The sequence below is a fragment of the Planktothrix serta PCC 8927 genome (assembly GCF_900010725.2).
GTDB classification, from domain to species: Bacteria; Cyanobacteriota; Cyanobacteriia; order Cyanobacteriales; family Microcoleaceae; genus Planktothrix; species Planktothrix serta.
Window position 1 is genome coordinate 147,802 of record NZ_LR734878.1, and the last position, 11,891, is coordinate 159,692.

An 11,891-nucleotide genomic window follows, 5' to 3' on the forward strand; every position below is an offset into this window, starting at 1 on the left:
CGGTTAACGGTTGACGGTTGACTGTTAAATGATTACTATCCCCTATTCCCCATTCCCCATTCCCTATTCGTAATTCGTAATTCGTAATTCGTAATTCGTAATTACTTATAATTGATGTCCACAATTGGAACAAAATCGGTCTTCTGGTTTTACCGATGTTCCACATTGACTACAAAAACTCTGTTTATTCGGTGCAGGTGAGTCCATTCGCAGTTCCATATTTCCCATTCGCATTTCCATCGGGTTCATGCTCATCTGCATATCCCCCATTTTCAGGTTCATGGGTTTCATGGGTTCCATGGGACTCATTTTCATGGGACTCATGGGTTCCATCGGTTCTATTCCCGGCATGGGGGAAACGGGTAAACTGGTGACTTCATGCACAGGCAGTTCTTCTGAGTCTTTCTGTGATGGCGTTCCACTGATGATAGTAACGCTACTGCCTTGAATTTGTAACGTTTTTTCCCCCTGTTCCGATGTCAATTTCAGCACCATACCATGAGGAGTTTGGAACACCTGGGGGGGTGAACTCCAAACTCCTGTTGTAAAACTGCTACTGGCTTGCTGCTGTTGTCCTGGACTACTACTAATCAGGGTGACAAGGGTTTGTACACCCTGATTTTCTAAATAAACTCTTTGACCCGCCCCTAGTTCGCACAGATATGCCATAGGAAGGCTCCTTTGTCAATTTTATTGTTCTACTGTGCATTGTAGGGTCGTGTTTCTCAAAGGAGCAAGGTTCTTAACAATTGTATTAGAAATTGCCGAGAGCAAAAGTTATTCAAAAGTGTATTCTGAACCGTCGCAAACCTCTTGTTTGGTGACAATCACTTCATGACCATCTTCATAAACGACTCGGAAGTCATACAAACAGTCTCTTCGGCCATCATTAATCGTGATATTTACACTCTCCCCAGGTGATAGAACATCAGTACCGAGAATATCTTCTTCCCAATCTGATGTACTGGGAGGGGAGGCATAAAACTCTGTAATCACTTGTTTGCTGCCATTGGACATTGTAAATGTTGAAGATTTCGATTGTGCGATCGCTTTTGAAGCTGTTAGGCTGATTCCTGGGGCAAATATTGTTGCCGATAGTAACAAGATAGAAACGAATTTATTGATCCCCAACTGGCTCATGATCATGGGTTCCTCTCCTAAAAATCGAATTGTCATAAAATTATATTTACCTTGACGAATAATTTTGTCAAGCGGGAGAAATTTAAGTTTAATTAAAGTTCAGAGTAAAGACGATCCAATCTCCATCTACAAGGGCGATCGCCCCTCCAGGAAACGGGTCTGTTTGGCTACGGTTGGGGGCTGAAATTAAAGCATTTAATTTTTCAATTTGTTCAAAGTTAGGGGTTGTTGACATAACCTGTTGTAAAACTTTACGGCTAACTCGACGTTGTAAGGCTTCATGGGTTTGACGTAAAGCCAAACGATTGATTTTTAATATTTTTTGACTATCTGTTTCCAAGACAACAACCTGTTGAAATAGAGTTTCTGTTAATGAGTCTAAATAGTCAACTTCTGCTCGTAATAATTCGGCTGTTTGTGCGAGATGAGATTCAACTTTAGGGTTGAAGTGGGTTTGTAAATAAGGTAAAAGTTCTTGCCGAATTCGGTTGCGAGCATAGTGTAAATCATCATTGGTACTGTCTACCCAAATTTCTAACCCTTTTTCTTGACAAAACTGCCCGGTTTGTTCACGAGTAATCTCTAATAAAGGGCGAATTAAGGTTATATAATTTGCCGATAATGAATTCAGATCAGGGCATTCTAATTTGAGAGAACGTCGCCAAGTTAAAGCTTGTAAACCATCGGAACCACTGCCTCGAATTAAATTATAAAGTAGTGTTTCAGCGCGATCGCTTTTCGTATGACCTGTAACAATATAAGCATAATTATTCCTTTGGGCAATTTGACTAAAAACCTGATAACGCCATTGTCTAGCGGCGGCTTCTGTAGGCGGAATAATATCGGCAGTTTCTCGATAAAATGGAACCCGTAAACCCTGAGCCAATTGTTCAATATAATCCGCATTGGCTTGAGAGTCAGAACGCCAACGATGGTCACAATGAACGATGGCAATTTGCCACTTCCACTTCGGTTGTAAATCTAATAATAATTGAATTAAACATAACGAATCTTGTCCCCCCGATACCGCCACTAATAAACCTTGAGATTCAGGTAATAGTTGACGAGAGCGAAGGGTACGATGGAGTTGAGTATGTAATAAAGTCCACATTTTATAGTCTGCTAAAAACAGGTTAATCTAGGATTAGGAAAAATTTACTATTGTAAATCTCTATGAAAAGTTTATACACAGAAATTCAGATTGAAGCTTCCAAACGAAAAGTTTGGTATGCCTTATATCAAAAACAATATTGGTTTAACTGGAATACATTTCTATGGGATCGAGATCCCAATCAACCGTTTATTTTAAACCAAGAAGTGACCTTAGCGGTGCGTCGGAGTCCCCAGGAAGAAGAAACAGTATTTCAACCGTTGGTACAGGTGTTACAACCGGAAATCTGCTTAGGTTGGAGGTCAGAAATTCCGGGGTTTCGTAACCAAAGCCGATTTGAACTTCAAGAAATTGGCATCGGACGGACTAAATATATTCATCACCAGGAGTTTTCTGGGTGGCTGACCCGTGTATTTTTACCGTTTATTCAAGGGGATGAAAAACGGGGGATGGAACGCATGGCCCATGAGTTAAAAGAGTATGTGGAACGACGGGGAAGTGGAAGTCGTTAAGGTGAGGGTTAACGGTTGACGGTTGACGGTTAACTGTAAAAAGTTCCGTGTCAATACGGGTTAACACTTGTTGATCGGTTTCAGTGCTAACCTCTATCTTTACAAAATCTTTACAGAAAAACGGCTGAAATGTATTAATTCTTCACAAAAACCCCGTGACTTTTACGGAGGATCGAGGATAGGATTAACACCTGAGTTAGATAATACCCGTACCCTGATCTCCCAAAAAAAATAAAAGCCCAGAGGAAAATATCCCTAAAATCAGGGTTAGTTCCTGCTGAATCTTTTAATATGATCTCTGACTCCAGAGGTTCTACAATCAATATCAAATACCCCCTATTTCTTCCTCTTAAATTCAAGTAAAGCGGTTAGATAAAAGGGGTATAGTATCAGTAGAGTTAATCTTCACCGGACTCAGAAACGTTGATTTATGATGACCTCAACTAATCCAACGCAACCCATCTGGGCTGATGCTCATGTTCATATTTATGACTGCTATGACCTAGAGCAATTTTTAGATGCGGCACTAAAAAATTTTAATGCCACGGCTCAAAATTCTGGGTATTCCCAAGCAGAAACAGCCCTGCTATTTTTAACAGAAACCGCTCAGGATCATTATTTCCAAAAACTGATTCAATCGACAAAGCAAGAGGGAAATTCCAACCTAATGCTCAAAGATTGGAGCCTTTTAGGAACAGAAGAAAACTGCTCTGTCTACGCCAAACATTCAACGGGACAGGGTATTTTTATTTTTGCGGGTCGTCAAATTGTCACCGCCGAGAATCTGGAAGTTCTCGCCCTATTAACGGCTGACGAATTTGCGGATTGTTTACCCATTGATTCCACAATTCAAAAAGTCATTGATAAAGGCGGTATTCCCGTTCTGCCTTGGGGTTTCGGGAAGTGGATGGGAGAACGGGGAACGATTATTAGCCGTTTATTAGAACAAAAAGAATCCTTTCCTTTATTTCTAGGAGACAACGGCGGCCGTCCTACGTTTTGGACTCAACCTGTTTATTTTAAACAAGCAGAAAAACAGGGATTAAAAGTTTTACCAGGAACTGATCCCCTCCCTTTTGCTTCCGAATCTTGGCGACCGGGAAGTTTTGGATTTGCCATTCAAGGATCAATTGATCCCCATAAACCCGCCCAAAGTATTAAGGAAATTTTATTAGATCCTAATACTCAACTGCAAAACTATGGAACCCAGGAAACTCCTCTGCGTTTTATTCGCAATCAAATTGCGATGCAACTGGTTAAACGGATGAGAAAAAAAGGATAAAATGATGAAAGCATTAGTGATTTCGCCCCAACCCTTTTATACCCCTCGTGGGACTCCTTTTAGTGTCTATTACCGCACCTTAATTACAGCCGAATTAGGGGTTGATATTGATTTACTTACCTATGGCGAAGGTGAAGACGTAGACATTCCAGGGGTTCGGATCATTAGAATTCCCAGTTTTCCGATGTTTGGAAATGTTAAAATCGGCCCTTCAAAACTGAAGTTATTTTTAGATATTTTCATTACCCTATGGACGTTGGCATTACTGATCAAAAATCGCTATGATTTTGTTCATGCTCATGAAGAAGCTATCTTTGTTTGTGCGTTATTTAAACCCATTTTTAAATTCCGCCTAATTTATGATATGCACTCTAGTCTTCCTGAACAGTTAACAAACTTTCGATTTACCACCTCTCAATGGTTAATTGATTTATTCAAGAAAATGGAAGATGCTTGTTTACATACCTCCGATGCTACTATTACCATCTGTCCCAGTTTATATAATTATGCAGTGGGAGTTATTGGGGATAAACAAAAAGTTTTCTTGATTGAAAATTCGATCTTTGATGAAGTGAAAGTTTCCCAGAAAACCACTTAAATTTTATCGTTTTAACCCTTTCAAACCAAACGTTAATCACCAGGAGAGCAGCCCATGACCTTATCAGATGTGGAAAAAGCATTAGGAATTTCACCCACTATTTTCCAAAAACATTTAGTTGTTTATGCGGGAACTTTAGAGTCCTATCAAGGCATTGATCTTTTACTTCAAGCCTTTGTTTCTGTGGTTAACGCTGATCCCGAAGCCTTTTTATTAATTGTAGGTGGAAGTGCTGAACAAACTCAATCTTTCTCCAATTTAGCGACGGAATTGGGTATTACAAAACAATGTTTATTTACAGGTCGGCTTGAACAATCTTTAGCTCAAAATTATGCCAACCGTGCTAAAGTTCAAGTATCACCCCGTCGCAGTGGAACCAATACCCCGTTAAAAGTCTATCAACAATTAGCCAGTGGAATTCCCTTAGTCGCCACTCGAATTTATTCTCATACTCAGGTTTTAGATGACACTGTAGCCTTCTTAGTTGAACCCGAACCGGAAGATTTAGCACGGGGAATTATCGAAGCATTAAGCAATGAAACTGAAGCTCAACAAAAAGCTAAAAATGCTCAACGCCTGTATCAAGACAAATATTCTCGTGAAGTTTATACCCAGAAAATGATTAATTTATTAGAATTTGTCACGAAGACTCCCCTTAAAAAACCTGAAAATTCTAAAAGTTCAGAAACTCCATCGGCTAATAGCTTGAATTTAAAATCCAGCTAAATAGAAACCCGGTTTTGGGTTAGTTTCTGGCTAAAATCACGATGGAATGTTAAGAAACTCGGTTGCTTTGATCTAAAAAGCTTGCCGAACCCATTAGTTTTAATTAAAATAGAGCAAACTTAGGGGAAATTCCTTAACCTTAAGTTTTGAGTCCATTCGTTTTAAATACAGATCCGTTGGGGGATTAAAATCGATGTGTGGAATAACAGGCGTCGCGGCGTTAAATGGCTCACCTCACCCCACCTTGGAACAGTTAAAAACCATGTGTGATAGCATCTTCCATCGGGGGCCAGATCAAGATGGGATGCACGTTCAAGACGGGGTTGCATTAGGAATGCGGCGGTTGTCAATCATCGATTTAAGTGGCGGACGACAACCCATTTTTAATCAAGCTCGCACAATTTTAACGGTTTTTAATGGCGAAATTTATAACTTTCGTGAACTCCGTAGCAAACTAGAAGCAAAGGGCTATACTTTCGCGACCAAAACCGATACAGAAGTGATTGTCTATGCGTATGAAGAATATGGGCTAGACTTTCCCAAATATCTAAATGGGATGTTTGCCATCGCCCTCCATGATACTGTTAAGAAAAAACTGTATTTAGTGCGGGATCATTTAGGCATTAAACCTCTCTATTATGCCTTTGATCAAAACTATTTAGTTTGGGGTTCAGAAATTAAAGCCATTCTAGCCAGTGGACTGGTTAAAAAAACTTTAGACCTCGATGCGTTAGGAGAATATTTAGCCTGGGAATATGTTCCGGGGAAAGCAACACTTTTTAAAGAAATCCGGCAATTAGAACCCGGACAAATGTTAGAAATTGACCTCGAAAATCCCCAATGTCAACCCCAAACCTATTGGGATATTCCCGCCACTGGAGAAATAGAATTATCAGATCAAGACTGGGCTGATAAAGTCGAAGATCAACTCAGAAAATCCGTGACAATGCAACTGGTGAGTGATGTTCCTTTAGGTGCATTTCTCTCTGGGGGAGTTGATTCTTCCCTGACCGTTGCTTTAATGGGGAAAGCCCAAACCTATAGTATTGGGTTTGATGATCCCTCCTACAATGAGTTGAAATGGTCGGAAAAAGTGGCGACTCATTTAGGCGTTGAACATATTAACGAAGTGATTAAACCCGATGTGGTGGAATTATTTGAACATTTAATGTATTTCCTCGATGATCCCATCGGAGATTTTTCAATTTTTCCCACCTTTTTAGTCTCTAAATTAGCACGAAAATATGTCACGGTTTCTCTGAGTGGAGATGGTGGCGATGAACTATTTGGAGGGTATGAAACCTATTTAGCCGATGAAAAAGCCCGACAATATCAGAAAATTCCGGCTATTTTTCGTAAGAATTTAATGGAACCCTTAATTAACTCTCTGCGTCCGCGCCCGGAGAAAAAAGGGTTAGTTAATAAAGCCAAACGCTTCATTGAAGGGTTAGAAAATCCCGTTGATTTATCCCATGCGCGTTGGCGAATTTTCGCCGGGGATACGGTGCGATCGCAATTATTTACCGCCGAAGCAAATCAAGAATTAGTCACACCCTCAGCGTCTCATATTATTGATTTATTCAATAAAGCAGGCGACCGTCAACCCCAAAATCGCAGTATGTATGTGGATGTCAAAAGCTATTTAAGCGATGACATTTTAGTCAAAGTTGATCGAATGTCAATGGCGGTTTCCTTAGAGTCACGAGTTCCCTATCTTGACCCGGATTTAGTTGAATTAGCCTTCCAAATTCCTGATCGGTTAAAATTAGCAAATGGTGAAACTAAAGTTCTGTTAAAGTCCATCGCAGCCCGTCACGTTCCCCCAGAATGTGTGTATCGTCCCAAGGAAGGATTTAGTATTCCGATTAAAAATTGGCTCTGTAATGAATTCCGGCCGTTAATGGAAGAATTACTCAGTGATCAAGCCATTCGAGAGCAGGGAATTTTCCAAGTCAATACAATTAAGCGACTCAAACAGGAACATTTAGCGGGAACCGCCAACCATAGCCATATTTTATGGTCATTAATTGTGTTTCAAAGTTGGTATAAACGCTGGCTAAAAAGCTAATCGGTTTTTTGTTTAATTTCGATTATAAACCCTCTATTTACTATGACAACAATTACCAGAAATCCCTCAACAGCAGCCCAATCTTCCTATGATTTAATCATTATAGGAGGAGGAATTTATGGAGCAATGCTCACCTTAGAAGCGGCTCGGAGAAATTTGCGATCGCTATTAATTGAAAAAGCCGATTTTGGCGGAGCAACCAGTTATAATAGCCTCCGTATTGTTCACGGAGGATTTCGCTATTTACAAACCCTCGATTTACCTCGATTTTATGAATCCGTCGGAGAGCGGAAATGGTTTCTTAAAACCTTTCCCGACTTAGTAAAACCCCTCTCCTGTTTAATGCCCTTATATGGTAAAGGATTACGTCGTCCGCCGATTTTATTAACAGCTTTAAAACTCAACGATACCCTATCCTTTACTCGTAACCAAGGCATTCGTCCAGACCGTCATTTACCCCCCGGAAAAGTGATCAAATCTGAACAGGTGAAAGAGCTTTTTCCCGGTGTTGATACCGAAGGATTGCAAGCTGGAGCGATTTGGCACGATGCCTGTATGCCCGATTCTCAAAGGTTAGTGATCGGAATTTTACGTTGGGCTTGTTCCTTGGGAGCAACAGCTTTAAACTATGTAGAAGCCCGAGATTTATTAAAGGTAAATCAAACGGTTTCTGGGGTTATCGCTCAAGATCAATTAACCGGAGAAACCCACGAATATCAAGCTAAAATTGTGGTGAATGCGGCGGGGCCTTGGTGTCGAGAAATAGCAGCCCAATTTGATCAAGATGTTCCGAATTTATTCTATAAATCCATTGCTTGGAATATCCTATTTGATCGAGAAACCTTATCGGATTTTGCCTTAGCCGTAGAACCCAAAAAACCCAACGCCCAAACCTATTTTCTCCATCCCTGGAAAGGGCGACTGTTAGCGGGAACTATTCATAATCCTTGGGTTAAAGAAATTCAAGCTAACCCCATCCCAGACCCCTCAGAAATTAGTGAATTTATTGATAATCTCAATTTAGCCATTCCGGGGTTAAACTTAAGCAAAACCGAAATTCTTCGCGTTTTTTCCGGTTTACTTCCGGCTGACAAACCTGATAGTAATGAACTGGCTGTGAGGGAAGTAATTTTAAATCATGAAACCCTGAATCAAGGGATTAAAGGATTGTATAGTATTTCTGGGGTAAAATTCACAACGGCTCGTCTGGTTGCAGAAAAAACAATTCAGCAAATTTTTCCCCAACTTCCGCCCGTTGATTCAACAGAAATCGCGCCTTCGCAAGCACAACGTCCCCAAGGATTGTATGATTATCATTGGTATCCTCAACCTGAACTCGCAGACTGTTTCCAGGAACTCCAGGATATTATTGAAAATGAAGCCGTACAGCATTTAGATGACTTAATTCTGCGTCGGACAAGTTTAGGAGATAATCCCAAACGGGCGTTAAAAATTGCCCCAATGGTTTGTAAACTGTTTAATTGGGATGAGCAAAAATCTAAACAAGAAATCCAGCGTTTAGAAGACTTTTATCAAAGGTGTGGAATGGTAGAATTAACTAAAATTTGATCCATAAAACCTGTTTTTAATAGTATTAAAGGGAGCAACTTTTTATGAAAGCTTTAGTCACAGGAGCCAACGGTTTTACCGGAAGTTACCTCACCAAACATTTACTCGATAAAGGCTATGAAGTGCGGGTATTAGTTCGCAAAAATTCTAATCAAAGTGCCTTGGAAGGATTACCCATTGAATATGCTTTTGCCGATATTGCCGATGATAACCCCTTAGAAGATACGGTGATGGATGGGGTCGATGTGGTTTATCATATTGCAGCATTATATCGGGCGGAAAATGTACCCAGAGAGTATTTTTGGGATGTGAATGTTAAAGGAACTCGCAAAGTTTTAGAAGCAGCAAAAAAAGCTAATGTTAAACGGTTTGTTCATTGTAGTACCGTTGGAGTTCAGGGGGAAATTAAAACCCCTCCTGCCAAAGAAGAAGACCCTTATTCACCGGGAGATTATTATCAAGAATCTAAAATGGATGGCGAATTGTTGGCGTTAGATTTCTTTAAAAAAGAAAATTTAGCGGGGTGTGTAGTTCGTCCCGTTGGTATTTATGGCCCTGGAGATTTACGGTTTCTAAAACTGTTTAAATATATCTACTCCGGCAAATTTAAAATGATTGGGAGTGGGGAAGTTCTCTATCATCTGACCTATGTGGAAGATTTGGCCGCAGGTATTGCGTTAGCGGGGGAAAAAGAAGCCGCCATCGGTGAAATTTTTACCATTGGTGGGAATGAATTTGTCACGCTTAATCAATTGGTTCAAAAAATTGCTGATATCTATAATAAACCCGTTTCTAAGTTGAGAATTCCCGTTTGGCCTGTCTGGTGGGCGGGTTATTTATGCGAACTGATTTGTCTACCTTTAAATATTTCTCCGCCTATTTATCGCCGCCGGGTTGATTTCTTTATTAAAGACCGAGCTTTTGATATTTCTAAGGCGCGAAAATTATTAGATTATGAACCCAAAGTTCCCTTAGATGAAGGGTTAAGAAAAACAGCCCTTTGGTATAAGGATTCAGGGTTATTGGAATCGTCATCTGCCTTGAAATCTTAGACTTTGATTTGTTGATAAACCTTTTAGTTTGGTGGGCATAGCCCACCCTACGAATAATGATTGAAAATCGCAAAATTATTACCAAAGTTTCTCTGTCTGAACAACTGAATCAATCTGAATCTTCTTTGTTAAAACGCTATCAAACGAAAGCATTGGGAACGGATGATTTAGGGCATTTTATCCAATATGAATTAGCTAACTTTTTGTTCGGAAATTTATCAGGCGCGTTGGGTTATGTCGCCCGGAAATCAGCTTATAAAGGATTATTTAAAAGTACGGGTGGAGGGATTATTTTAGGCAAAGGGATTGTTTTACGTCATCCCAAAAAAGTCACGTTAGGCAACCGAGTTGCTATTGATGATTATGTTTTAATTGATGCTAGTGGTGCGGGAGAGGAAGGCATAACTTTAGATGATGATGTCATTATTTCTCGAAATTGTGTCATTCAAGGCAAAATCGGAGGAATTTCGATTGGTAAAAAAACCGATTTAGGCTGTAATACAATTCTGTCTTCTAGTGGAGGAATTTCTATTGGTAATTCCGTTTTAATTGCAGGTAACTGTTATATTGGGGGAGGCAGATATATTACAGACCGTTTGGATATTCCGATGATGGAACAGGGGGTTTATACTAAAGGTGCGGTGGTGATTGAGGATGATGTTTGGTTAGGGGCGGGTTCAACGGTTTTAGATGGGGTAAAAATTGGCAAAGGTTGTATTGTCGGGGCGGGTGCAGTGGTTACAAAAGATTTACCAGAATATGCCATTGCTGCGGGTGTTCCTGCTAAAATTATTAAAATGAGAACGGAAACAAACGATAGTTTAAATACCCCTTCTAACCATCATGCCCAAACCTAAGTTATATCCCTTTCTCGCTCAAACCTATCCCATTTTTAAACCTTTATATCAACTGTTGAGATACCGCTATCATCAACTGAATCTGTTAAAACAATCATCCTTGAAGGAACTTCATAATATTCCTTATAAACCCACAAAAACTGTATCTTTTTTTGCAGGGGATTTAAAGTTAAAAGGAGATTTATATTTACCTGAAAATGCTGAAATAGCCCCAACCTTGATTCTCTTGCATGGGTCTTCTATGTTAGGCAGAAAATTGCCGATTATGCCCGCCCTAGGTGAAGGGTTTCAACAGCAAGGATATCGAGTTTTTGCCTTTGATCTTCGCGCTCATGGAGAATCTGAAAAGCCTCAAAATTATACAACAGCAGCGTTTAATTTTGCTCAAGATGTAACCGCAGCTATTGATTATTTAAACGCTAATTTTCCGAGTCAAAATGATCAAATTTATGTTTTAGGTCATTCCTTTGGGGGCGGCGTCACGATGGCAGCCCAAGCCCAAGACCCGCGAATTTCTAAAGCGGTTGTTTTTGCGCCGCCCCGTCGTTTGAAAGAACGTTTTTTAAATCCAGAAGCCCAGGAAAAAGAAAAATTAATGTTTCGTTGGCAAGTGGATATGCAGCTTCCCAAACCCCTAGAATTTTCTTTTTGGGAACCTATAATGGCAGCTTTAGATATAGAAACCTATTTAAAAGATTATACCCAACCCGGACATATTCCTTTATTATTATTAGATGCGGAATTTGAACCTGCTGAGGATTTAGCCTTTTTAAGAAATTTATCTCAAAAAATGGTTCCTCCTGTTGAGTATTGGACAGTTCCCCAGGCTGATCATTATTTGAATACCGGATTGATTTTGAATCAGGGATTTGCTCAGGGTACAGCAATTTCAACCTTTATTAACTATGTTGATAATTGGTTGAAAAAAACTCATTAAGCTTTTTTAGGTATAACATAAATAAAAGAGTTTATATCA

At 39.8% G+C, this 11,891-nt stretch carries 12 protein-coding genes; 9 read left to right on the top strand and 3 right to left on the bottom strand.

The window, feature by feature from the left end:
- Nucleotides 1–105 precede the first annotated feature (105 nt).
- The 3 genes from PL8927_RS20135 to tilS form a co-directional block, all read right to left on the bottom strand.
- Nucleotides 106–669, bottom strand: a complete 564-nt coding sequence (locus tag PL8927_RS20135) for a zinc ribbon domain-containing protein (RefSeq protein ID WP_083625118.1) — start codon at nt 667–669, stop codon at nt 106–108.
- Between the two features lie 108 nt (nt 670–777).
- Nucleotides 778–1,176, bottom strand: coding sequence for a hypothetical protein (locus PL8927_RS20140; protein ID WP_156093262.1), 399 nt, complete (start codon nt 1,174–1,176; stop codon nt 778–780).
- A 52-nt stretch (nt 1,177–1,228) separates the two neighbouring features.
- Entirely contained in the window at nt 1,229–2,251 is a 1,023-nt protein-coding gene (tilS, locus tag PL8927_RS20145; RefSeq protein WP_083625122.1) for a tRNA lysidine(34) synthetase TilS, read from the bottom strand.
- 62 nt (nt 2,252–2,313) lie between these two features.
- Between tilS and PL8927_RS20150 the strand changes: the two genes are divergently transcribed.
- From PL8927_RS20150 to PL8927_RS20190, 9 genes are all read left to right on the top strand, one after another.
- Complete coding sequence (locus PL8927_RS20150; RefSeq protein WP_083625124.1) at nt 2,314–2,763, top strand: SRPBCC domain-containing protein; 450 nt, start codon at nt 2,314–2,316, stop codon at nt 2,761–2,763.
- A gap of 430 nt (nt 2,764–3,193) precedes the next feature.
- The gene (locus tag PL8927_RS20155; RefSeq protein ID WP_083625126.1) at nt 3,194–4,045 is read left to right on the top strand and encodes a hypothetical protein; all 852 of its coding nucleotides are present in this window, start codon (nt 3,194–3,196) and stop codon (nt 4,043–4,045) included.
- A gap of 1 nt (nt 4,046) precedes the next feature.
- Complete coding sequence (locus PL8927_RS20160; protein WP_083625127.1) at nt 4,047–4,643, top strand: glycosyltransferase; 597 nt, start codon at nt 4,047–4,049, stop codon at nt 4,641–4,643.
- Between the two features lie 54 nt (nt 4,644–4,697).
- A complete protein-coding gene (locus PL8927_RS20165; RefSeq protein WP_083625130.1) occupies nt 4,698–5,369 on the top strand; it encodes a glycosyltransferase in 672 nt (223 codons plus the stop codon).
- A 193-nt stretch (nt 5,370–5,562) separates the two neighbouring features.
- Nucleotides 5,563–7,437 (top strand): asparagine synthase (glutamine-hydrolyzing), encoded by a 1,875-nt coding sequence (gene asnB, locus PL8927_RS20170; protein WP_083625132.1) that lies wholly within the window; start codon nt 5,563–5,565, stop codon nt 7,435–7,437.
- 42 nt (nt 7,438–7,479) lie between these two features.
- Complete coding sequence (locus PL8927_RS20175; protein WP_083625134.1) at nt 7,480–9,006, top strand: glycerol-3-phosphate dehydrogenase/oxidase; 1,527 nt, start codon at nt 7,480–7,482, stop codon at nt 9,004–9,006.
- A 44-nt stretch (nt 9,007–9,050) separates the two neighbouring features.
- Complete coding sequence (locus tag PL8927_RS20180; protein WP_083625137.1) at nt 9,051–10,058, top strand: NAD-dependent epimerase/dehydratase family protein; 1,008 nt, start codon at nt 9,051–9,053, stop codon at nt 10,056–10,058.
- 56 nt (nt 10,059–10,114) lie between these two features.
- Nucleotides 10,115–10,915 (top strand): acyltransferase, encoded by an 801-nt coding sequence (locus PL8927_RS20185; RefSeq protein ID WP_083625140.1) that lies wholly within the window; start codon nt 10,115–10,117, stop codon nt 10,913–10,915.
- Nucleotides 10,902–11,852, top strand: a complete 951-nt coding sequence (locus PL8927_RS20190; protein WP_083625142.1) for an alpha/beta hydrolase — start codon at nt 10,902–10,904, stop codon at nt 11,850–11,852. The genes PL8927_RS20185 and PL8927_RS20190 overlap by 14 nt, the downstream gene beginning before the upstream one ends.
- Nucleotides 11,853–11,891: the final 39 nt, after the last annotated feature.